This window comes from Prauserella endophytica (genome assembly GCF_005146945.1).
Classification (GTDB): domain Bacteria; phylum Actinomycetota; class Actinomycetes; order Mycobacteriales; family Pseudonocardiaceae; genus Prauserella_A; species Prauserella_A endophytica.
The window spans coordinates 210,468-233,592 of the sequence record NZ_SWMS01000008.1 but is presented as its reverse complement, the minus strand read 5'-3'; the positions used below and the strand labels follow the sequence as shown (position 1 = coordinate 233,592).

Genomic DNA, 23,125 nt, shown 5'->3' with positions numbered 1-23,125 from the left:
TCGGGCCCTTTCAGCGGCGGATGCGAGTCATGTCCGGGTCGACCAGCGGCTCGGCCGTGACGGTGGCGCGCACCTTGCGGTCGAAGTACTGGATCTCCACCGGTGTGCCCTCCACCGCAGACGACGGCAGCCAGGCGTAGGCGATCGGCTTGCCGATCGTGTGGCCGAACGCGGCCGAGGTGACGTACCCGGCCACCTCCCCGTCGAGGAACACCGGTTCGTGGCCGAGCACCACGCTCCGCCCGTCGTCGACGGTGAGGCAGGTGAGCCGCCGGGCCGGGGTCTCGTGTTCCAGGCCGGCGATCGCCTCGTGGCCGACGTAGCCGGTCTTCTTCTTGTTCACCGCGAAGCCGAGGCCCGCCTCGTAGGGGTTGTGCTCGGTCGTCATGTCGGTGCCCCAGGACCGGTAGCCCTTCTCCAGACGCAGGCTGTTGAAGGCCGCGCGCCCGGCCGCGATGACGCCCAGCGCCTGCCCCGCCTCCCACAGCACGGACCACAGCCGCCTGCCGTGCTCGGCGCTGGTGTAGATCTCCCAGCCGAGCTCGCCCACGTAGGACAGTCGCATCGCGGTCACCGGGATGCCGGCGATGTGCGCGTGTCGCAGGCGGAAGTACTTCAGTCCCTCGTGGGAGAAGTCGTCGTCGCTAAGCGGCTGCACGAGGTCCCTCGCGAGCGGACCCCACACGCCGATGCAGCACGTGCCGCCGGTGATGTCGCGGACCCGCACGCTGTGGTCGTCGGGCGCCTGGCGCAGCAGGTAGTCCAGGTCCAGGTTGCCGTTGGCGCCGACCTGGTAGCGGTCGTCGCCGAGCCGGGCCACGGTCAGGTCCGAGCGGATTCCGCCGCCCTGGTCGAGCATCAGCGTGTAGGTGACCGAGCCGACGGACTTGTCCATCTTGCCGGTGGTCAACCGCTGCAGGAACTCCGTGGCCCCGGGGCCGGACACCTCGATCCGCTTGAGCGGGGTCATGTCGTAGAGCGCGACCGCGGTGCGGGTCTTCCACGCCTCCGCGGCGGCGATCGGCGAGTGGAACATCGCCGACCACGCGTCCCGGGACGGCGGCTGCCACTCCGGCGGCAGGTCCTTGACCAGCCGGGCGTTGGCCTCGTACCAGTGCGGCCGTTCCCAGGTGTTCGCCTCGAGGAAGAACGCTCCGAGGTCCTTCTGCTGTGCGTAGAACGGGCTGACCTTCAGCTCGCGCGGGGAGAGCTTGGGCTGCAGCGGGTGCAGCACGTCGTAGATCTCCACGAAGTTGCGCTGCGCCGTCTCGTTCACGTAGGCGTCGGTCGTCTGGATCTCGTCGAAGCGGTTGACGTCGCAGCCGTGCAGCTCGACCTCGCTGCGGCCGTCGACGAGCAGCTGGGCGACCGCCTTCGCCACCCCGGCGGAGTGCGTGACCCACACCGCCTCAGCGACCCAGAACCCGGCCACGTCGGGCGACTCTCCGACCAGCGGGCCGCCGTCCGGCGTGAACGAGAACACGCCGTTGAACCCGGTCTCCACCTTGGCCTCGCGCAGCGCGGGCAGGAGGTTCCTGCTGTGTTCCCAGGACGGCGCGAAGTCCTCCTCGGTGAACGGCAGCATCGACGGCATTGCCTGCTCGCCCATGCCGCTGTCGTCGACCTCGGGCAGGTCGGCCAGCCGCGCGGGCATCGGGCGGTGGGCGTAGGTGCCGATGCCGAGGCAGTCGTTGTGCTCGCGGTAGTACAGGTCGTGGTCCTGGTGCCGCAGGATCGGCATGCGCGCCTCGATGTGCTCGTCGTTGCGGCCGACGAGCTCGGCGAGCTGCCCGGTTCGGACGTACTGGTGGGCGAGCGGCAGCAGCGGCACCGTCATGCCGACCAGCTCGCCGACCGCGCGGCCCCAGAACCCGGCGCAGGACACCACGATGTCGGCGGGAATCTCGTCCCCGGCGTCGGTGCGCACGCCGGTCACCCGGCCGCCCTGCTGGAGCACCTCGGTGACGCGGGTGGAGCCGCGGAACACCGCACCGCGCGACTCGGCACGGCGGGCCAGTGCGACCACGGCGCGGGCGGCCTTGGCGAGACCGTCGGTGGGTGTGTGCAGGCCGCCGAGCACCTTCTCCTGGTCCAGCAACGGATGCAGTGCCTTGCACCGCGCGGGGTCGACCACCTCCGCGGGCACGCCCCTCGAGATCGCCCAGCCCTGCTTGCGGTGCAGGTCGGCCAGGCGCTCGGGAGTGGTTGCGACCTCGAGGCCACCGACCTGGTTGAAGCACCAGGCGCCATCGACGTCGAGGCCGAGGAACTTCTCGACGGTGTAGGTGGCGAACTCCGTCATCGTCTTGGAGCCGTTGGTCTGGTAGACGAGGCCGGGGGCGTGCGAGGTGGAGCCGCCGGTGAGCGGCAGTGGCCCCTGGTCGACCACGGTGACCTGGTGCCAGCCGCGCACGGTGAGCTCGTCGGCCAGGTTCGCACCGACGATCCCGGCTCCGATGATGACAACGCGGGGGGTCGTGCTCATGTGGACCTCCTAAGGGAAAGCGCGGAATTCCTCGGCTGCGTCGAGCACCCAGTCGGCGAGGTAGCCCGCGAAGGACTGTCGGACGAACAGGCGGAAGTCGTCGGGGCCGAGCGCGAGCAGCAGCACCACGGTCTGGCCGACGTACGTCTGCGCGCACGCGCCCGCGGGAAACGCCGACGGGCGCAGGTCCAAGGCGCAGCCCAGCGACAGCAGTTCGCGGGCGAGACCCCCGTGCAGGCGCAGGCTCGTGCGCTGCGCGGAGACGTCGACGGCCGAGCCGTCATAGGCCGAGACGACCCAGCCCAGCTCCCGCTCGAACTCCTGCGGATCGGCGCCCGCGCTGGTCACCAGCCACTCGTCGGGCCCGAGCCAGACGAGCTGGCCGTCGACGGTGTGGGTCCAGGTGTTGGGCTCGACGGGAAGAGCCGTGCCGAGCGCACGGCCGACCGCGTCGGCGCCTGGCCCTGCAGGGTCGACGCGCAGGTCCACGGCGGCGACCGGGTCCTCCGGATACACGGTCAGCCCCTCCACCCGGCCGGACAGCTCGGCCAGCGCCGCGCGCCGGTTCTCCAGCGGGTGGGTGCGGTACAGGATGTCAGCCATCGCGGCGTGCTCCCTCCGGGTCGATCAGCACGGTGTCGCCGATCTGGGCCTGTACGAGCGCGCCGTTCACCGGCACGTGCACCAGATCCCCGATCCGGGCGCGACCGTTCTTCACCAGCGCCAGCGCGAACGGGCGCCCCAGTTCCGCGCTGAGGTAGCTGGACGTGACGTGCCCGAGCATCGGCACCGGCGGCTCCGGCAGACTGCCGTTCTCGCACAGCTCGACGATCTGCGAGCCCTCGGGCAGCTTCGTGCGGCCGTCGATGGGCAACAGCGAGACGAACTGCTTGCGCAACGGGTTGTGGTTCTCCGGCCGGGAGAACGAGCGCTTGCCGACGAAGTCCTCCTTCTTCTTCGACACCGCCCAGCTCATGCCGAGGTCCTGCGGGGTCACCGTGCCGTCGGTGTCCTGCCCGATGATCGGATAGCCCTTCTCGGCGCGCAGGACGTGCATGGTTTCGGTGCCGTACGGGGTGATCCCGTACCGCTCCCCCGCCGCGAGGAGCCTTTCCCACAGCGCCGGGGCGTACCACGAGTTGACGTTCACCTCGTAGGCGAGCTCACCGGAGAACGAGATCCGGGCGACACGCACGGGCACGCCGTCGAGCGTGGTGTCGCGCCACGACATGAACGGGAACGCGTCGGCGCTGACGTCCAACTCGGGGAAGACCTCGCCGACCACGTCGCGGGAACGCGGGCCGACGACCGGGAACACCGACCACTGCTCGGTGACCGAGGTCAGGTGCACGCGCAGCTCCGGCCATTCCGTCTGGAGCCACTCCTCCATCCAGTCCAGCACCGTGGCCGCGCCGCCGGTGGTGGTGGTGACCAGGTACCGGTTCTCGTCGATCCGCAGCACGGTGCCGTCGTCGAGCACCATGCCGTCGTTGCCGCACATGACCCCGTAGCGGACCCTGCCGACCTTCAGCGTGCTCATCATGTTGGTGTAGAGCCGGTCGAGGAACACCGCGGCGTCCGGGCCCTGAACGTCGATCTTGCCCAGAGTGGACCCGTCGAGGATGCCCACACCCGAGCGGGCCGCCGCGCACTCGCGCAGCACCGCGGCGTCCATGTCCTCCCCCGGCTCCGGGTAGTACCGCGCGCGCTTCCACTGCCCGACGTCCTCGAACACCGCGCCCGCCTCGACGTGCCAGTCGTGCAGCGGCGTGGTCCGCTCGGGATCGAACAGGCTGCCCCGGGCGCGGCCGGCGAGCGCGGCGAAGGCCACCGGCGTGTACGGCGGGCGGAACGTGGTGGTGCCGAGATCCTCGATCCGCGCACCCAGCAGTTCCGCGGTGATGCCCGAGGCGAGCACCCCGGAGGTCTTGCCCTGGTCGTGCGCGGTGCCGATGGTGGTGTAGCGCTTGACGTGCTCCACCGAGCGAAGCCCGGCGCCCACCGCGCGCCCGATGTCGGCCACGGTGGCGTCGCGCTGGATGTCGACGAACTGCCTGCCCGGATCGCCGTCGGTGCGCCACACGACCTTGGTCGGCGTACGGGCCGGTTCCGGACCGGCCTCCGGCGCGTCCGGGCCGCCGCCCTCCCGCAGCACACCGGCCAGGTCCAGGGTTCCGTTGGCGGCGCCGATCACGATGACCCCGGGCAGCGAGCCCGAGGGCCGGAACGAGCCGAGCTCCGGGTCGTAGGCCAGCGCTCCCCTGACATGGCTGAACAAGTGCACCACCGGGTTCCAGCCGCCGGAGACCAGCAGCAGGTCCGCGGGCAGCCGCACGCTGCCGTCGACGCCATGGGCGAGCACGGCGCGCACCCGCTCCTCGCCCTCGGTCCCCGTGACCGTCGTCGACGGATGCACGGGGACGCCGGCCTCGGCCGCACGGGCTGCCCACTCGCGCGGCAGCGTGTCCCTGACGTCGAGAACGGTCACCCGCGCACCGGCTCCCGCCAGGTCGAGCGCGGCGGCGTAGGCGGCGTCGTCGGAGGTGAAGACCACGACCTCCCTGCCAGCGAGCACGCCGTAGCGGTGCAGGTAGTCCCGCGCCGCCGAGGCGAGCATGACGCCGGGCCGGTCGTTGTCCTCGAAGACGATCGGCCGTTCCTGCGCGCCCGTGGCGACCACGACCTTCAGCGCGCGGATGCGGTGCACCCGCTGACGGCTGCGGTGCGCGGGCGCGTCGGCGCCGAGGTGGTCGGTCCGCCGCTCCAGCGCGAGCACGAAGCCGTCGTCGTACTGGCCGAACGCGGTGGTGCGCTGGAGGTGCCGGACCCCGAGCCGCGCCAGCTCGGCGACGACGTCGGCCACGAAGCCGAGCGCGGGACGGCCGTCGATGACCTCGGTGCCGGTGAGGCTCCCGCCCGCGACGGGCCGGTCGTCGACCAGCACGACGTCCTCCCCCGCCCTCGCGGCGGCGAGCGCGGCCAGCAGCCCGGCCGGACCGGCGCCGATCACCAGCGTGTCGGTGTGCGTGTGCTTGCGGTCGTACCGGGCCGGATCGGCGGTGTCGGCGAGCCGCCCCTGCCCGTTGACGCCGTGGGCGACCAGGCCGTCGACGAGCTCGACGGTGGTGGCCTGCAGCATCGGCTCGGGAAACGGCTTCTCGATCTGCACCAGCGCTGTCGCGTCCTCGGTCCACGCCGCACTGATGCCGTGCGGGCGGCCCAGGTTGACGCTGGAGCCGACCAGGTGCACGCCGTTCGCGAGCAGTGCCGAGGCGAGCGTGTCACCGGGGTGCCCGGTGTAGGTGCGGCCGTCGAAGGTGAAGGTGAGCATGCGGCCGCGGTCGATCCGGCCGTAACCGTGGACCCTGCTCATGCCGCCTCCGCGGGAGTCGGTGCGCCGGTGGCGGCTCATACCCGCACCTCCGTGTTCCGTTGCGTGTTCGGCAATGGCTCGCCGGGCTTGGCGGTGCCCAGGAACCGGTAGGTGTGCGTGTCGCGCAGGGCGTTGAACCAGCGGCGGCAGCCCGCGCTGTGGCTCCACCGCTCGGCGAACGGGCCCTTCGGGTTGTCGCGGTAGAAGACGTACTCTGCCCAGTCCTGATCGGACAGTTCGGCCGGCCGCTCGGGATAGGTGATCTCGGCCTGCCCGCCGTAGTGGAACTCGACCTCCTCGCGGGGGCCGCACCAGGGACAGTGGATGAGTTGCATGGCAGTCCTCGTGTTTCAGTGGGCCACGGCCGCGGCGCCGTGTTCGTCGACCAGTGCGCCGGTGGTGAACCGGTCCAGGCTGAACGGCTTGACGTAGGGGTGTGGCTCGCCGTGCGCGATGGTGTGCGCGTAGCACCAGCCGATGCCCGGCGTCGCCTTGAACCCGCCGGTCCCCCACCCGGCGTTGACGAACACGTTCTCGTACGGGGTGTGCCCGACGATCGGGCTCGCGTCCGGGGTGACGTCGACGATGCCCGCCCACGACCGGAGCAGGTGCGCGCGGGCGAACACCGGGAACAGCTCCACCGCGGCGGCCATCTGCCGCTCGATGATGTGGAAGGCGCCGCGTTGCCCGTACCCGTTGTAGGAGTCCACGCCCGCGCCCATCACCAGCTCGCCCTTGTGCGCCTGGGAGACGTACACGTGCACGGCGTTGGACATGACGATCGTCGGGTGCACCGGCTCCAGGAGCTCGGAGACCAGCGCCTGCAGGGGGTGCGACTGCAGCGGCGTGCGCACGCCCAGCCGGTCCAGCAGCACCGACGTGTGCCCGGCGGCGCAGAGCGCGACGGTGCCGCAGCCGAGGTCGCCGCGGGTCGTGCGCACCCCGGTGACCCGGTCACCGTCCACGGTGAACCCGGTGACCTCGCAGTCCTGGATCAGGTCGACACCGGCCTCGTCGACCCGTCGCGCGAAGCCCCAGGCGACGTAGTCGTGCTTGGCGATGCCCGCGCGCGGCTGGTAGGTCGCGCCCTGCACCGGGTAGCGGATGTCGGCGGAGATGTTGACGATCGGGCAGATGCGCTTGACCTCCTCCGGCCCGAGCCACTCCGCGTCGATGCCGTTGAGCTTGTTGGCCTCGACCCGGCGGACGGAGTCGCGGATGTCCTGTTCGGTGTGCGCCAGGTTCAGCACCCCGCGCTGGGAGAAGAGGATCGGGTAGCCGAGGTCGTCCTCCAGGCCCTCCCACAGCTTCAGGGAGTGCTCGTAGATCGCCGCCGACTCGTCCCACAGATAGTTCGACCGGATCAGGGTGGTGTTGCGGGCCATGTTGCCGCCCGCGAGCCAACCCTTCTCCAGCACCGCCACGTTGGTGATGCCGTGGTTCTTCACGAGGTAGTGCGCGGTCGCGAGGCCGTGTCCGCCGCCACCGACGATCACCACGTCGTAGTTCTTCCTCGGCTCGGGGTTGCGCCAGAGGAAGTCGGGGTGCTCGGGCAGGTCCGCGCCCGGTGGGTTCGTCGCCGTGTTCATGCCTGCAACTCCGGGTAGAGGGGGTGGCGGTCGGCGAGCGCGCCGACCCTGTCGGCCAGCTCGGCCAGCTCGGCGTCACCAGTCTCGGGGCGCAGCGCCAGCGCGATGATGTCGGCGACCTCGGCGAACTCGGCGTCGCCGAACCCGCGGGCGGCCAGTGCCGGCGTACCGATGCGCACGCCGGAAGCGACCATCGGCGGGCGAGGGTCGAACGGCACGGCGTTGCGGTTCACCGTGATCCCCACGCGGTGCAGCCGGTCCTCGGCGGTCTTGCCGTCCAGTTCGGAATGCCGGAGGTCGACCAGCACCAGGTGGACGTCGGTGCCGCCGGACACCACGCCGACGCCGGGCTCTCGAAGCAGCCGCTCGGCGAGGATCCGCGCCCCGGCCAGCGTGCGCTCCTGGCGGAGGCGGAAGGCCGGTTCCCCGGCGAGCTTGAACGCCACCGCCTTGGCCGCGATCACGTGCTCCAGCGGCCCGCCCTGCAGTCCGGGGAACACGCTGGAGTTGAGCTTCTTGGCCAGTTCCCGCCGCGCCAGGATCACGCCGCCGCGGGGGCCGCCGAGCGTCTTGTGCGTGGTGGAGGTGACCACGTCCGCGTACGGCACCGGGGACGGGTGCAGTCCGGCGGCGACCAGACCGGCGAAGTGCGCCATGTCCACCATCAGGTAGGCGCCGACCTCGTCGGCGATCCGCCGGAACTCCGCGAAGTCGAGATGCCGGGGGTAGGCCGACCAGCCCGCGATGATCAGCTTCGGCCGGTGCTCGTGCGCCAGCCGCTCGACCTCGGCCAGATCGACCAGGTGATCGTCCTCGCGCACGTGGTAGGGCACGGCGTCGAAGTACCTGCCGGAGAAGGTCAGGCGCATTCCGTGGGTCAGGTGCCCGCCGTGCGCGAGGTCCAGGCCGAGGAAGGTGTCCCCCGGCGAGAGCAGGGCCGCCAGCACCGCCGCGTTGGCCTGCGCGCCCGAATGCGGCTGGACGTTCGCGAACTCGGCTCCGAACAGTGCCCGCACGCGATCGATCGCCAGCTGCTCCACCTCGTCCACGTGCTCGCAGCCGCCGTAGTAGCGACGCCCTGGGTAGCCCTCGGCGTACTTGTTGGTCAGCACCGAGCCCTGGGCCTCCAGGACGCTCAGCGGAGCGAAGTTCTCGCTCGCGATCATCTCCAGGGTGCCGCGCTGGCGGGCCACCTCCAGGTTGACCAGCCGGTGGACCTCAGGGTCGGCCTCCGCCAGGGGCAGGCCGAGCACCCGCTCGGGACTCCGCGTCTCCTCGCGATCAACGGTTACGGACATGCGGCCCAACTCCCGTCATATCTTTTTCGGCGGACTGATATATCAATTACGGGCCACGTTAAGGCCCACTGTGGCGCCGGTCAATACCGTGCGGGAAGCGGCTCAGTATCCCCGGCTAATCCACTCGGACAGTTCCGGCACCTCCTCTCCGATCGAGGTCTGATCGCCGTGCCCGGTGCGGACGACGGCGTCGTCCGGCAGGCTCGGCAACGCGCGATCGTGTCGAGGCCCGAGCACCCCGCACGCCTGCACCCGCACCACGGCCTCACCGGGCAGGAGGGCGGGGACGACGACGGGCGCGACGGAGAAGGGCCAGCCCCTCTCGGGCGAGCCGACTCGGGGGTTCCGCGCCATGTGGTCTCTCCTCTTTCTGTCGCGCGTCAGGCGGGTTCGAGGCGCACGACGACGGCTTTCGAGGTCGGTGCGCCGGATTCGAGGGCTTGCGAGTCGAGCGGGACCAGCGGGTTGGTCTCCGGGTAGTACGCGGCCGCGCAGCCCTTCGGCGTGTCGTAGGAGACGGTCCGGAAGCCGCGGACCCGCCGCTCTCGGCCGTCGTCCCACTCCGAGACGAGGTCGACCCGCTCCCCCGCCGCCAGGCCGAGCTCGTCGAGATCGGCCTGGCTGACGAACACCACGCGACGGCCCGAGGAGATGCCGCGATAGCGGTCGTCGAGCCCGTAGACAGTGGTGTTGAACTGGTCGTGACTGCGCAACGTCTGCAGCACGAGCCGCCCCTCGGGCACCGACAGCACGTCCAGCGGGTTGACCGTGAACACCGCCCTTCCCTCGGGCGTCGGGAACGTGCGGCTGTCGCGTGGCGGATGCGGCAGAGTGAACGCGGTGCCGTGGCGGAGCTTCTCCTCGTAGTCCTCACAGCCGGGCACGACCCGGCCGATGCGCTCGCGGATCAGCGCGTAGTCGCCGGCGAACGACGGCCAGTCGATACCGTGCCGGGCGCCGAGCGTGGCGTGCGCGATCCCGCAGATGATGTCCACCTCGGACCGCAGCAGCGCGCCCGCCGGCTTCGCGCGCCCCCGGGAGGCGTGCACGACCGACATCGAGTCCTCCACCGTGATCCGCTGTACCCGGCCACCGGTGTGGTCGCGCTCGGTGCGCCCCAGCGCGGGCAGGATGAGCGCGTCCCGTCCGGCCGCGACGTGGCTGCGGTTGAGTTTGGTGGAGATCTGGACGGTGAGGGCGGCCGAGCGCAGCGCCGCCTCGGTGACCTCGGTGTCCGACATCGCCGAGGCGAAATTGCCACCCAGCCCGACGAACACCTTCGCCCGCCCGTCGCGGAGCGCGCGGACGGCGCCCGCCGCGTCCCGCCCGTGCGCACGCGGCGGCGCGAAGCCGAACTCGGCCCCCAGCGCGTCGAGGAAGGAGTCCGGCACCTTCTCCCAGATGCCCATGGTGCGGTCGCCCTGGACGTTGGAGTGCCCGCGCACCGGGCAGAGCCCCGCGCCGGGCTTACCGATCATGCCCTGCAGCAGGGCCACGTTGACGAACTCCTGGATGGTGGCGACCGAGTTGCGGTGCTGGGTGATGCCCATCGCCCAGCAGTGCACGGTCCGCCTCGAGCCCATCAGCAGCTCGGCCGCGGACTCGATCTCCGCGCGGGACAGGCCCGTCGCCTCGAGAACCCGCGCCCAGTCGAGTCGCCCGATGTGCTCGCGCCACGCGGCGAACCCCGTGGTGTGCCGCTCGACGAAGTCCCAGTCCACGGCGCCCGCACGCAACAGCAGGTGCCCGAACGCCTGCCACAGCGCGAGATCACCGTTGGACCGGATCCGGAGGTACCGGTCGGCCAGTTCGGTGCCGACGGTGAGGCCACGGGCGGTCTGCGGGTTGTTGAACCTGAGCAGGCCCGCCTCGCGCAGGGGGTTGATCGCCAGTATCCGCGCGCCCCGGCGTTTGGCCTTCTCCAGCGCGGACAGCATCCGCGGATGGTTCGTGCCGGGGTTCTGCCCGGAGATGACGATCAGCTCGGCTTCGTGCAGGTCCTCCAGCGACACCGTGCCCTTGCCCACGCCGATCGTCCTCGCGAGGCCAACGGACGTGGACTCGTGGCACATGTTGCTGCAGTCGGGCAGGTTGTTGGTGCCGAACACGCGGGCGAACAGCTGGTAGAGGAACGCGGCCTCGTTGGACGCGCGGCCCGAGGTGTAGAACAGCGCCTCGTCCGGATCGGCCAAGCCGGACAGGTGCTCGGCGACCAGCGCGAAGGCCGCGTCCCAGGTGATGGGCTCGTACCGGTCGCCGCCGTCGCGGCGCACCATGGGGTGCACCAGCCGCCCCTGGCGCTCCAGCCAGTAGCCGCTCCGCTGTTCGAGGTCGGCGATCGGGTGCCGGGCGAAGAACTCGGGGCCGACGACCTCCCGCTGCCCCTCCCAGGACACCGCCTTGGCGCCGTTCTCGCAGAACTCGGCGGTGTGCCGGTGATCCAGCGGATCGGGCCACGCGCACGACATGCAGTCGAACCCGTTCTCCTGGTTGAGCGTCAGCAGGTTCTTCGCCGACTTCACCGCGCCCATCTGCCGCAGCGCCCTCGCCACCGACACCCGCACCGCCTTCAGTCCGGCGGCGCGGGTGGCGGCCTTGCCGACCCTCAGGCCGGCCTCTTCGTCAGACAACGTCGTCCTCGTTCGCCGGATTCAGTCCGAGATCGCGTCCGCGACCCAGTCGCGGAACTCGCCGATGTGGTGCTCGCTGGGCACCAGCACTCCGCCCGCGGCGTAGGCCTTCGACGACATCGCGGGCTGGCACCGCTCGCAGGCGTCGAAGTCCTGCTGGTTGACCCGGTGGAACAGCTCCACCGACTTGCTCAGGTCGGCACCGCTGTCGATGACGTCCTGCGTGTAGAGCCAGTCGCATTCGACGACCGTCCGGTCCACGGCCATCGGGTACATCCGGTGGAAGATGACGTGGTCGGGCACCAGGTTGATGAAGACCTGCGGGTTGACGGTGATCGCGTAGTAGCGGCGGTCGTGGCTCTCCCCGACCCCGGCGAGCTTGCCGAAGCCGCCCTGGCCGTCGACGGTGAAGCCGCTGATCTCCTCACCGAACTCGGCGCCGTGCCCGACGAAGTACTGGGCGGCGTAGCCGTCGGCGAACTCGGGCAGCACCTCGGTCAGCTCGGGGTGGATCGTCGCGCAGTGATAGCACTCCATGAAGTTCTCGACGATCAGCTTCCAGTTGGCCTTCACGTCGTAGGTGATCCGGCGGCCCACCACCAGCTCGTCGATGCCCCACTCCTCGATGGTCTCGTGGTCGCCGAGCCTGCCGGAGACCGCGGCCTGCACCGTGTCGGCGAAGGACGGCGGCTCGTCGGCGAGGCACACCCACACCGTGCCGAGCCACTCGCGCAGCGCGACCTTGACGAGGCCGTACTCGTCACGGTTGACGTCGTGCATCGAGTTCAGGTTCGGCGCGGCGACGAGCGAGCCGTCGAGGCCGTAGGTCCACGCGTGGTAGGGGCACTGCAGGGACCGGCGCACGGTGCCGGAGTCCTCCATGCACAGTCGGGCGCCGCGGTGACGGCACACATTGAGGAAGGCCCGCAGCGAGCGGTCGCGGCCGCGGACGATCACCACGCTCTCCCCTCCGACGTCGACCGTGCGGAAGTTGCCCGGCTCGGACAGGTCGCTGCTGCGGGCGGCGGCGAACCAGTGGCGCTGAAAGATCCGGCTCTGCTCGCGCTCGAAGATCGCCGGGTCGGTGTAGTGCGCGCCGGGCAGGGTCGGGATGAGGCTGGTGGCGGGCTCCGGCTGCTGGTGCTGGACTTCGACGGAACTCACGGTGATCCTTTCTGCGGGTCAGTCAGTTCGAAGTGGACGGACGTCCGGCGAGCTGGCGGCGCCAGCGGCCGAACGAGCGGGCGCGGTCGATCGCGAGCACTGCCACCGGGGTGCCGGCCGGGTCGCGGTAGACCGCGAGGAAGTCGAACGCCGTCACGTCGCCCTCGAGCACCTCCACCGTGGAGTCCTCGGCGCGGTGCCCGGCGAACTGGATCCGGTGGCCGTACTGGTCCGACCAGAAGTAGGGCAGACCGTGGTGCGCGGGCGGGGTGTAGTCCCGGCCCAGCAGGGCGGACGCCGCGACGATCGGCTGCTGCACGGCGTTGGTCCAGTGCTCCAGCCGCATCGGCTCGGCGGCGTGTGCCCGGTCGGAGTTGGCGCAGTCACCGACCGCGACCACCTCCGGGATGTTCGTGACACCGCGCGCGTCGGTGCGCACCCCGTTGGCGAGCTCCACGCCGGAGCCGATCAGCCAGTCCACGCACGGCGAGGCACCGATGCCCAGCACCACCACGTCCGCCGGCAGCTCGCGGCCGTCGGTCAGCCTGACCGCGGTCACGCGATCGCTCCCGACCAGCCCGGCCAGTCCGGCCCCTGTGTGCAACCGGACCTTCCTCGTGGCGTGCAGCCGCGCGCACAGCCGGCCCATCTCCAGGCCCAGCGGTTTCCGCAGCGGCACCGGCTCGGCTTCGACCACGTCGGTCTCGATGCCCATACCCGCGGCCGTCGACGCGATCTCGGAGCCGATGAACCCCGCGCCGATCACCACGAGGCGCGAACCGGGAACGAGCACCTTGCGCAGGGCGATCGCGTCGTCGAGAGTGCGCAGCGTGTGCACCCCGTCGAGGGCCTGCCCCGGCAGGCACCGAGCCCGGGCGCCGGTGGCGAGCACGACGCCGTCGGAGACGATCCGCTCGCCGTCGTCGAGCACCACGGTCCGCTCCGCGGTGTCGAGCGCCGTGGCGGTCCGGCCGAGCCGCCAGTCGGCGCCCAGAGAGGCGTCCTCGGGCGTCTCCAGCTTGAGATCCGCCTCGGACACCGTGCCCGCCAGGTACTCCTTCGACAGCGGGGGCCGGTCGTACGGGGCGTGCGCCTCTTCACCCACGACGGTGATCCGCCCGTCGTAGCCCTGGTCACGCAAGGCGCGGACCGCGGTGAGCCCGGCGAGCGACGCGCCGACGACGGTGACCGCCCGCATCAGGCGACCTCTTCCGCGACCGCGCCGACCACCTCGACCTCGGTACCGATGGTCTCGTGCACGTAGACCTGGCCGTCCACGACGACCACCTCGTGCGTGCGCACGGGCTTGCGGGCAGGCGGTCCGCTCGGGCGTCCGGTGCGGAGGTCGAAGCACGCGGCGTGCAACGGGCACTCGACCGCACAGCCTTCGAGCCAGCCGTCGGACAGCGATGCGTCCTGGTGGGTGCAGGTGTCGTCGATCGCGTAGAACTCGCCGTCCACGTTGAAGACCGCGATTGCGACCTGGCCCTGCACACGTACAGACTCTCCAGCGGGAATCTCGGACACCGCGCCAACTAAGATCATCGTTGCTCCTGTTGCTTATCGCGGAACACGCCGTGCAATACGCAACAGAGCATCAGCTAGGTTTCCGTGGCCCGTCAATCGCCCGAACACAGAAGCCGCCCTCGCCGCCTCGGAGTTGCAACATGTACAACAACGGCGTCGCCCCCACCACCGCCATCCCAGAGCCGAAGCCCCCGAGCCAGACCGTCGACCGGGCACTGTCGATCCTCACCCTGCTGGCCCAGCGGGGACCGTCGGGCGTCACCGAGGTGGCGAACGCACTCGGCGTCCACAAGTCGACCACCGCCCGCCTGCTGGCGACGCTGGAGAGGTTCCGGTTCGTCGAGCAGGACGGCAACCGCGGCAAGTACCGCCTCGGCTTCGGCATCGTCCGGCTCGCCGGAGCTACCGCCGCCCAGCTCGACATCGCCAAGGAGGGACGGCCGGTCTGCGCCCGGCTCGCCGCCGAGCTGCGGGGGACGGTCAGCCTGAGCGTCCTCGAGGGCGGCGGCGCCACCGCCGTGGCCCAGGAACCGAGCACGGAGCGGAACTGGATCGGCCTCCGGATGCCGCTGCACGCGACGGCGACCGGGAAGGTGCTACTGGCGAGCCTCGGCTTCGAGGAGCTCAGTGGCGCCCTCGAGCGGCCCCGGCAGCGGTTCACCGCCGACACCATCACGGCCAGCGGCGCACTGCTGGCGGATCTGAACAGGGTCCGCGATCGTGGTTGGGCCGCGACGATCGGCGAGCTGGAGACCGGGCTCAACTCCGTCGCCGTGCCGGTCCGAGGGCCTGGTGGCCGCATCGCGGGCGCCCTCAGCGTGTCCGCCTACGACGAGCACCTGCAGCCCGATGATTTCAAGGACCTCGCCCGCATACTCAAGCAGGCGTCCGAAGAAATCCTCGCCAGGCTCGAACTGCTGGCGAACCCGTAAAGACCCCTGTTAACTTGACGCTCACATGACACATCTATTACGTTCGACAGATATATCAGTCGTCTCATGAATCAAGGGTGATCATGTATCCACGACACTCGAGGTTGTTTCCGCAGGTCACACGAGCTGAGTCGGCGGGGTGAGCGGGGTGGCCGATCAGCCAGCGCCCGGCCAGGCAGTCATCGAAGACGAGCGAACGATCCGCCGAGCGACCACGGCGGCCACGCTGGGAAATGTGGCCGAATGGTACGACTTCGGTATTTATTCCTACCTTGCCGCAGTAGCGCTGGACCGGGTTTTCTTTCCGGACGCCGGTGATTGGTCGACGGTTTTCACGCTCGGCACATTCGCGGCCGCATTCCTGGCCCGCCCATTCGGAGGCTTCATCCTGGGCCCACTCGGCGACCGAATCGGCCGCACGAAAGTGCTGGCCGCCACCGTCCTGCTGATGGCGGTCGCCACCGTGCTGCTGGGCCTGGTCCCCAGTTACGGCACCATCGGAATCGCGGCGCCGCTCATCGTCCTGTTCATCAGAATGCTGCAGGGCTTCTCCGCCGGAGGCGAGTACACCGGCGCCCTCACCCTCGTCGCCGAATACGCCCCGGACCGCAGGCGGGGGTTCTTCGGTAGCTGGCTCGAATTCGGCACGCTCGTTGGTTACACCCTCGGCGCCGGTGTCTGCGCGATCCTGATCGCCGTGCTGCCCGAGGACGACCTGCTGACGTGGGGCTGGCGGATCCCGTTCATGCTCGCGCTTCCGGTCGGTGTTGTCGGGATCTACCTGCGCATCCGGCTGGAGGAGACTCCGGCGTTCCGGCAGCTGATGGACCGCTCCCCGGCGATGGCCACGATGTCGCTGCGCCGCGTGTTCCAGATCCTGCTGACCCACTACCGGTCGGCCTCGCTGATCGCGGCCGGACTGGTCGTCGCCTGGAACGTCACCAACTACGTGCTGACCAACTATGTGCCCACCTACCTCACTGGCACCCTGCCGGACCACGGCCACCACGGCACCAGTGAGGCCGTGTCGACCACTCTGCAGGTCGCGGTCATGCTGGTGATGCTCAGCGTGGTGGTGCTACTCGGTCGGCTCAGCGACCGCATCGGCCGCAAACCCATCCTCGTCACCGGCAGCGTCGCGCTCGTCCTGCTCGGCCTGCCGTCGGTGTGGCTGCTCCAGAGCGGGCTGGCGGGCCAGATCGCGGGTCTGCTGATCATGGGCTTCGCCCTGGTGTGCTTCGCGGCCGTCACCCCGTCGACGCTGCCCTCGCTCTTTCCCACGTTTATCCGCTACGGGAGCCTGGCGATCATCTTCAACGTGTTCGTCTCGGCCGTCGCCGGCACTGCGCCCACCGTCATCGGTGTCGGCGTGACGGCCACGGGCAACCTCGACTGGCCAGGCTACTACCTCATCGGCGCCGGCGTGATCGGCCTGATCAGCACGCTCTTCCTCCGGGAACCGGCAGGCGCCCCCCTGGCAGGCGCCGCACCACTCGCCTCCAGTGCCGACCTACCGCCACCCAAGCTGTCGGATACCGGTGTGCCACTGGAGAACCCCTTTCCACGGCGCACGTCCTGACCGCCACTCGACGTCGGCGAAGCTCCGGCTGGTACCCGCGGCGGCACGTCGCGGGTACCAGCCCCCGCCAGGGCAACGGGTCCCAGCACGCCGGGACCGGTCTCCCGCGACCGGCCGAGCCCGGCGCGGCAGCGGAGTCGTGCTCAGCGGTCCCGGCGGCTCGGTGACCCGATGATCAGCCGGTAGATCGCCAGGATGATCATGGAGCCGAGAATGGCGAGGCCCCACGTGCGTGCCTCGAAGAAGCGGCCCAGCTCCACCTCGAACAGGGTCTTGCCGATCCAGCCGCCGAGCAGCGCGCCGCCCACGCCCAGCAGGATCGTCAGGATGCAGCCGCCCGGATCACGGCCCGGCATGAGCAGTTTCGCGATGCCACCCGCCAGCAGGCCGAGCACGATCCAGCCAAGGAATCCCATGGTGACACCCTATGCCGCCACGCCAGGACCCGATCAACCCGGCAGGGCGGCGCGGTCGCTTGGTCGGCCGACGAGTCGATCGTGCCTTGCACTGGCGGTCGGGACCCATACGTCGACGCCGCCTATTCCTGTCTGGACACAGAGGACAGCACCACCCGCCGACGAGCCGTGCGGTGGCCAACGCGTCGTCATCGGCGAGCTCCGCTCGACGAGGCCGGCGGTCTCAGGTCGAGCGGTGACCGGATGGTGTCGAGAGGAGTGCGAGGACGGGATCCGAGGCGCCCGAGAAGGATCCGTCAGACGCGATCGCGACCGAGGCCTTCGGGAGGTACATGCTTTGGTGGCCGCGACGGCCTTGATCGAGAAATAGGCTACCCCGTAGGTTGTTCGAGTTCCGCCGTCGACGATGGAGTTGGACATGGCTTCTGGACAGGGCAGGGCGCCGCGTCGTCGCGGGCCTGTTCGCGGCCTCAGTCGTGGGTAGGTGGTGTGGGCGGCCCTGGACGAGTTCCGGTGGAGGCCGCCGACGAGAAGACCCTGCCGAAGACCGGCGTCCGGTGCGGACGGCTGGACCTACCTTGCATCGACGATGCTCGGCTACATGCCAGCGACAGCTGTCAACTGGACGTCCTTCACAACGCGACAGCTGTCGCTCGCCCGTCGGCACGCGCAAGGCATAGATTCGGCCGAAACCACCTCTCACCTCCGGGAGATCGATGAGGCAGGAGCACACGACGCCAAGCTCGACCTTGCTGCCCAGCACGCCCAGGCGCTGGTGTGGGAGCAGCATTGTTGCCTTCCGCTCGACCCAGGCTGGTGATCGCCGCAGCGCTGCTCGGACTCGGCATCGGACTCGGGTTCTCCCGGACGAAATGTCGTCGTGAGCGCCGTGCCGGTGCAGCGCGGTCTACAGGTCTGACGTGGCGGAGGCCGGCAGACTCGAGCGGCAAGCCCGATCGTGCTGGCTGGATCATGAGGAAGAGGAGTTGACATGAGGTTCTCCCCGCCGCAACGGGTCGTGGTGGTCGGAGCGGGCGCCGTGGGGCTCCGTTCCCTGCCGCCCATAGGGGGCGCCCATCCGAAATCGACCATGAAGGAGTCAGCGATGTCGCAAGGATCCGGCAGCCAACAACCGTCGGTGACCGAGGATCTCGCTGATCTCGCGTCAGCTCGACCCCGTCGCCATTTCGGGCAGCCCGATTTCCTCGAATCGATTCGACCCTCCCGGACACTCTCGATTTCGAGCCGAGCAGCGGTCGCTGACGGCCACATCGACAATTTTCGAGCATCCCACCACGTTCCGGCTACGTCTGTACGTAGCCGATCTGGACTTGCGGTCATACCATGAACCTTCATCGCTAGAGGCGATCCGCTCCACGAGATCTGGAACGCGCGGCCATCACCCCCGCCGCGTCGAACGTTGAACTCGACGTGCTGCGCCCGGCAGGGGACGCAGCCGACCCATGAGGGAAGACAATGTCACTCCTGATTACCGGTGCTACCATCATCGACGGTGTTTCCGACAAAGGAATCGACGGTCGGGCTATCCTGACGAATAATGGCCGTATCGTGGCGGTCGGCCAACCTGACGAGCTTCCGGTACCGGCAGACGCCGAAACCGTCGATTTCAGCGGGAAGTTCATCATTCCCGGGCTGATGAACGCCAATGTGCATCTCCTCATCAACATCTTCCTCGAAACGCTCGTTCGCTATGAAGGGCGTTACGAGGATCTGATTGTCGAGGCCGCCCAGGTTGCTCTGAAAGGCGGAATGACGACAGTTTTCGACACTTGGGGCCCGCGGCGTGCGCTCACGACAGTTCGCGAAAAGATCGACCGAGGTGAGATCGCTGGCAGCCGTATTCGCTGCGCTGGCAACATAGTCGGACTCGACGGTCCGTTCTCCGGGGATTTCGATAGGAGAATACCCGGGATTGGGAGCTCTCATTTCGTCGACCGAGTGAACGCGACATGGGTCGAAAATACTGGTCGGCATTTGATGTGGATGACCCCCGAAGGGGTTGGCAAAGAGGTGCGCCGGTACATTGAGCGCGGTATAGATTTCGTCAAGTACGCGGCGAACGAACATGGTGCGACCGCGGCCGGCGCCTTCATCCAATTTTCGGAGCGCACACAACGCGTCATCGTCGAAGAAGCCCATCGCGCCGGGTTGACCGCACAATCGCACGTTTCATCGGTTGAGGGTTTGAGACTGTCGATCGAGGCAGGCTGCGATCTCGTACAGCATTGCAACATGACGGGGCCTACCGAGATCCCGGACGAGACCCTTGAACTATTTGCACGAGAAAACTGCGGCGCCGTCGTCTTCCCATTGACAAATAATGGCCTGGAAACCCTGAAGGCATCGATTTCGGACATGGAATGGACGATGTGGAAGGCCGCGGATACGAATACTCGTAATCTCATCAACTCGGGCGCGAAGATCCTTCTCGCCAACGACGGTGGCATTTTCGCTCCGGAAATCCTACAGGAGCCGATGATCAAAGACACCTGGAACGGCTTGCCCGAAGAAGAAGCCCTGGGACGACTGGCAACAGGTCATTTCGTCTGGCTGAGAGCCATGGAAGAAAAAGGCATGTCACCGATGGAGTTGCTGCATGCGGCGACTCGCAACGTCGCCCAGGCGTATAAGGTCGACCACGATCTCGGAACACTCGAAGCGGGCAAGACCGCTGACATGGTGGTCCTCGACGAGGACCCGCTACAAGGCGCGAAGAGCTACCAAAGCATCCACGCCGTCATAAAGGACGGTGCACTGGTAGATCTCGACGCGCTCCCGGAGCAGCCGCTGTTGACTGCGGAGCTTCCAGCTCCGCTTGAGGAAGAGGTTCACTACCAACGATTTCTCCATCATGGTCCGCGCTTGCCGGGTTGCCCGTCCTCCATGCACGGAACGCACTGACATGTGCGCCCGCCACGCCCGCGAACGGGCGAGGTTCAACGACGGGCGGCGCCTCAGCGTGAGGCGGCGGCGATAATCGACGCCCACCCCTGAGGAGGACTAGCGAGCATGCAGATCCCAGAATTCATGTCCCCCGACCACGTCGCGCAGATGAACCGACTTCTCGCCGACTCGGTAGCAGTGAAGGAGGCAGCCGCGGCCTTCGGCGGTACGCACTCGCTGACGTACCGCCTCGACGGGGCGCCGAGCGGCGTGGAGTACTGGACCTTCGAGATCTCCCCAACGGGAGCACGGTTCCTGCTGGGACCCCCGGCGACCACTCCGGATGCCACGGTGAGCGTCGACTGGACCACGATGATGCAGCCGGCCCGAGCCGAGCGGGAGGGTCGCGAGGTGCCCGCGCCCGACGCACAGGTGTCGGGGGACGCCGCGATGATGGCCAGGCTGCAGGAGGTGGTCGAAATCGCACGAACGATCGCCACTGTGGACAGCCGCATCCCCGAGGTCTGAAACGTCCTCGTCCCTGGTCGAGCGTCTTCTGCCGACCCATGCTGCCCACCTTGGCACGCACGCAAGTTTGCCGCCCGCCTTCACGCGGACGCAGGCCGGAACACGCCCGCGCAACCCAGCGTCTGGGAGCACGCCACGACGCTGCGAACAGCAGGAGTCCTCGCTCGCGGGTGACAACGAATGGCCGGCGTTTGTCATGTACGAGCTCGACATGGCACGAAGCTGAGCCCCAGCGCAGACCGATGCTGATGGGGCCCAGGATTGGCATATCCGTGACTTACCACCGTCCGCCCATAACCGTCGCGGCCCGCACAGCAGGCGAGCCCGGAGCGGACCTGCACCCGGTGCACCGTGGATGGGTTCAACCCCAGGAAGAACGCCGTCCGCGCCGGGCCCCACCGGCGCGATACCCGGACTTTGGTGCGGGCCGGCGCTGCGCGGTGGAGACCGGGACTGGAAGCGCTCGGTGCTCAGCGCAGTGGCCAGCCTTCCCTACCGCACACCGGGCCGGACGCAGTCTGGCGGTCGGGTTCAGCAGGGCGTTACGGCGGGACAAGAGGGCCTCCCGGGCGTCGGTTGCGGAGTGGTGGTCCACGCCGAACCCGGAGGCCTCCGTCACGCCACGATCGTCCCTTCACGAGTCTCTCGCGTTCGCAACCCCTCAGGGCAGTACGGCTAGTCCCAGATCGGCTGATCGCTTTGGATGTCTTGCGGCGGACTTTGAGCGTGCTTGGTAGCCCGTTGAGTCTTCGCCGTTGGTGCAGCAGGCTGATGACGCGCGGGACCCCGTCGAATCCGGCGACGTGCATGGCGAGGCGTTGACGAACGAACTTCTCCCCCATCGTCGTGCTGGGCTCGGAGTCGGCTCCCTTCACGGCGCGACGTCACGCGGCTCGGCGCGGTGGCCTGGTTCGGCCTCCAGCTGCCGCGCGGACGGCTGATCTCGGCGATGCGCTGTTCGGCGAGGTGGTCGGCCGTCCGAGCCGGTGGGATCTCGCGGTCGGTCGCCATGGCGAGGATGCGCTGGCAGGTGTCGAAGATCTTTTCCGCGCGGGCGCGCCGTTCGTCGCAGCCGGCGATCTCCGAGGGCGACTTCGCAGCACTCGCCCATCCGGCACCGACACGGCAGGGCCCATGGGCCACGCTCCGTCCGGCTGTCTGACCGCAGTCGCTGCAGATCAGATACAGCGCTACCGCAGGATCGGTCCACGTCTTCGACGGATGACGTCGTTTGGCCAAGAGAGGTCCGACAAACGCTTGATGCTGCGCGGCTCCATGCGTCTCGACAATGGGTGTCATCGTGCGTCGTCCGCGTCGCGCATTCTGTAACGCGAGGGAGTGGGTCTATGGCCACGGATGTCGTCGTGATCGGGTCGGGGGTCGTGGGTGCCTCGATCGCGCTGGAACTTGCTCGGCGCGGTTGGCGGGTGACGGTCGTCGACAAGGCCGGAGGAGCGGGACATGGCTCCACGGGCGCGTCGAGCGCGGTGGTGCGGTTCAACTTTTCCACCTTGGCCAGCGTCTCCGCGGCGTGGGAGGCGCACTTCGCTTGGCGGTCATGGGCGGAGCACCTTGGCAGCGATGTCGGGGACCTTGCCCGGTTCGAGCGGTGCGGGTTGGCGATGCTGGATGTCCCGGCCGCACCGCGGTCGATGTACCTGCCACTGTTCAAGGAGGTCGGCGTTCCGTTCGAGGAGTGGTCGAGTGCGGATCTGGGGGAACGGATACCTGGTATCGATGTCGGCCGTTACTGGCCACCAAAGCGCATTGACGACGATCGGTTTTGGACCGCGGCCGAGGCCACGTTGGGCGCGGTGTACACGCCCGACGCGGGTTTCGTGAGCGATCCCGCGCTGGCAGCGCAGAATCTGGCCGTTGCCGCGAAAGCGTATGGTGCCGAGTTCCGATTCCGCGCCACCGTGCACAGGGTCAAGCGGGCCAACGGCCGGGTAACGGCGGTGATGTGTGCCGACGGCAGCAGGATCCCGTGTGGCGTCGTTGTCAACGCCGCGGGGCCGTGGTCGTCGCGGATCAACAAGCTCGCCGGCGTGGGCGCGGATTTCACGGTGGCTTGCCGGCCATTGCGTCAGGAAGTCGCGCATGTGGCGGCTCCTGCGGGTTACCGCACCGGTGATGGGGTCGGGATTTCTATCGCGGACATGGACCTGGGGACGTACCTGCGCGGCGAGGTCGGCGGGGGCCTGCTGGTCGGCGGTACGGAACCGGAGTGTGATCCCCTGCAGTGGGTGGATGACCCGGATGCGGTCACCATGCATCCGACGATGCCAGTGTTCCAGGCACAGGTCACACGCGCCGCGCGACGACTGCCGGAGTTGGAGATACCCAACCGTGCCCGCGGGGTCGTGGGCGTCTATGACGTCGCCGACGACTGGACCCCCATTTACGACCGTACGGAACTAGGAGGGTTCTACGTTGCCATGGGCACCAGCGGCAACCAGTTCAAGAACGCGCCAGTCGTCGGCAAGTTCCTCACGACGATCATCGAGCAGACCGAGAACGGTGTAGACCATGATGAACGACCGGCGCGGTTCGTCGGCGAGCACACCGGACTGGAGATCGACCTGTCCGCGTTCTCCCGCAAACGCCCCTACAACGCGGAGAACTCAGGCACGGTCCTCGGCTGAGAACGATTATCGATGACTGGACCTCGGGCATTCCGAGAACCGTCGCGGAATGTGT

17 protein-coding genes and 1 pseudogene are annotated in these 23,125 nt (G+C 68.9%); 5 read left to right on the top strand and 13 right to left on the bottom strand.

Translation table 11 applies throughout. The features are described 5' to 3' along the window. Positions 1-10: 10 nt before the first annotated feature. The 11 genes from FCN18_RS17005 to FCN18_RS16955 all read right to left on the bottom strand — a co-directional run bounded on the left by FCN18_RS17005 (position 11) and on the right by FCN18_RS16955 (position 14,084). Positions 11-2,485 carry a GcvT family protein gene (locus tag FCN18_RS17005; protein ID WP_113642987.1) on the bottom strand — a complete coding sequence of 825 codons (2,475 nt, stop codon included), beginning with the start codon at positions 2,483-2,485 and terminating at the stop codon, positions 11-13. 9 nt (positions 2,486-2,494) lie between these two features. After that, positions 2,495-3,088 (bottom strand): sarcosine oxidase subunit gamma, encoded by a 594-nt coding sequence (locus tag FCN18_RS17000; protein WP_112273914.1) that lies wholly within the window; start codon positions 3,086-3,088, stop codon positions 2,495-2,497. Next, positions 3,081-5,858, bottom strand: coding sequence for a 2Fe-2S iron-sulfur cluster-binding protein (locus FCN18_RS16995; protein ID WP_137095615.1), 2,778 nt, complete (start codon positions 5,856-5,858; stop codon positions 3,081-3,083). Before FCN18_RS16995 ends, FCN18_RS17000 begins: the two co-directional genes overlap by 8 nt. 35 nt (positions 5,859-5,893) lie before the next feature. Next, the gene (locus tag FCN18_RS16990; protein WP_112273915.1) at positions 5,894-6,193 is read right to left on the bottom strand and encodes a sarcosine oxidase subunit delta; all 300 of its coding nucleotides are present in this window, start codon (positions 6,191-6,193) and stop codon (positions 5,894-5,896) included. 15 nt (positions 6,194-6,208) lie between these two features. After that, the gene (locus tag FCN18_RS16985) at positions 6,209-7,447 is read right to left on the bottom strand and encodes a sarcosine oxidase subunit beta family protein (RefSeq protein WP_112273916.1); all 1,239 of its coding nucleotides are present in this window, start codon (positions 7,445-7,447) and stop codon (positions 6,209-6,211) included. Beyond that, a complete protein-coding gene (locus tag FCN18_RS16980; RefSeq protein ID WP_137095576.1) occupies positions 7,444-8,745 on the bottom strand; it encodes a serine hydroxymethyltransferase in 1,302 nt (433 codons plus the stop codon). The genes FCN18_RS16985 and FCN18_RS16980 overlap by 4 nt, the downstream gene beginning before the upstream one ends. A gap of 102 nt (positions 8,746-8,847) precedes the next feature. Continuing rightward, positions 8,848-9,099 carry a hypothetical protein gene (locus FCN18_RS40710; protein WP_137095575.1) on the bottom strand — a complete coding sequence of 84 codons (252 nt, stop codon included), beginning with the start codon at positions 9,097-9,099 and terminating at the stop codon, positions 8,848-8,850. A 26-nt stretch (positions 9,100-9,125) separates the two neighbouring features. Further along, positions 9,126-11,375: an FdhF/YdeP family oxidoreductase gene (locus tag FCN18_RS16970; protein WP_113642990.1), complete on the bottom strand. Its 2,250-nt coding sequence runs from the start codon at positions 11,373-11,375 to the stop codon at positions 9,126-9,128. A 21-nt stretch (positions 11,376-11,396) separates the two neighbouring features. After that, a complete protein-coding gene (locus tag FCN18_RS16965; RefSeq protein WP_112273920.1) occupies positions 11,397-12,539 on the bottom strand; it encodes an aromatic ring-hydroxylating oxygenase subunit alpha in 1,143 nt (380 codons plus the stop codon). 22 nt (positions 12,540-12,561) lie between these two features. Further along, positions 12,562-13,737 carry an NAD(P)/FAD-dependent oxidoreductase gene (locus FCN18_RS16960; RefSeq protein WP_113642991.1) on the bottom strand — a complete coding sequence of 392 codons (1,176 nt, stop codon included), beginning with the start codon at positions 13,735-13,737 and terminating at the stop codon, positions 12,562-12,564. Continuing rightward, positions 13,737-14,084, bottom strand: a complete 348-nt coding sequence (locus FCN18_RS16955; protein WP_112273924.1) for a bifunctional 3-phenylpropionate/cinnamic acid dioxygenase ferredoxin subunit — start codon at positions 14,082-14,084, stop codon at positions 13,737-13,739. The genes FCN18_RS16960 and FCN18_RS16955 overlap by 1 nt, the downstream gene beginning before the upstream one ends. 122 nt (positions 14,085-14,206) lie before the next feature. On the opposite strand from FCN18_RS16955, the gene FCN18_RS16950 reads away from it, so the two are divergent. Both FCN18_RS16950 and FCN18_RS16945 read left to right on the top strand, forming a co-directional pair. Beyond that, positions 14,207-14,998 carry an IclR family transcriptional regulator gene (locus FCN18_RS16950; RefSeq protein WP_112273926.1) on the top strand — a complete coding sequence of 264 codons (792 nt, stop codon included), beginning with the start codon at positions 14,207-14,209 and terminating at the stop codon, positions 14,996-14,998. Positions 14,999-15,146: 148 nt separating this feature from the next. Next, complete coding sequence (locus tag FCN18_RS16945; RefSeq protein ID WP_228714003.1) at positions 15,147-16,577, top strand: MFS transporter; 1,431 nt, start codon at positions 15,147-15,149, stop codon at positions 16,575-16,577. A 143-nt stretch (positions 16,578-16,720) separates the two neighbouring features. Here the strand turns inward: FCN18_RS16945 and FCN18_RS16940 are convergent, their stop codons facing one another. Continuing rightward, positions 16,721-16,993, bottom strand: coding sequence for a GlsB/YeaQ/YmgE family stress response membrane protein (locus tag FCN18_RS16940; protein WP_112273930.1), 273 nt, complete (start codon positions 16,991-16,993; stop codon positions 16,721-16,723). 1,476 nt (positions 16,994-18,469) lie between these two features. Between FCN18_RS16940 and FCN18_RS16935 the strand changes: the two genes are divergently transcribed. Together FCN18_RS16935 and FCN18_RS16930 are read left to right on the top strand one after the other, a co-directional pair. Beyond that, positions 18,470-19,915, top strand: a complete 1,446-nt coding sequence (locus FCN18_RS16935) for an amidohydrolase family protein (RefSeq protein WP_137095573.1) — start codon at positions 18,470-18,472, stop codon at positions 19,913-19,915. A 108-nt stretch (positions 19,916-20,023) separates the two neighbouring features. After that, positions 20,024-20,425, top strand: a complete 402-nt coding sequence (locus FCN18_RS16930) for a hypothetical protein (RefSeq protein WP_137095572.1) — start codon at positions 20,024-20,026, stop codon at positions 20,423-20,425. A 317-nt stretch (positions 20,426-20,742) separates the two neighbouring features. On the opposite strand, the pseudogene FCN18_RS40160 reads toward FCN18_RS16930, so the two are convergent. Beyond that, a pseudogene (locus tag FCN18_RS40160) lies at positions 20,743-20,981 on the bottom strand (IS481 family transposase); the annotation flags it as partial. A gap of 790 nt (positions 20,982-21,771) precedes the next feature. Here FCN18_RS40160 and FCN18_RS16920 point away from each other — a divergent pair. After that, positions 21,772-23,070: an NAD(P)/FAD-dependent oxidoreductase gene (locus tag FCN18_RS16920; protein WP_137095571.1), complete on the top strand. Its 1,299-nt coding sequence runs from the start codon at positions 21,772-21,774 to the stop codon at positions 23,068-23,070. The last annotated feature ends 55 nt before the right edge of the window (positions 23,071-23,125 follow it).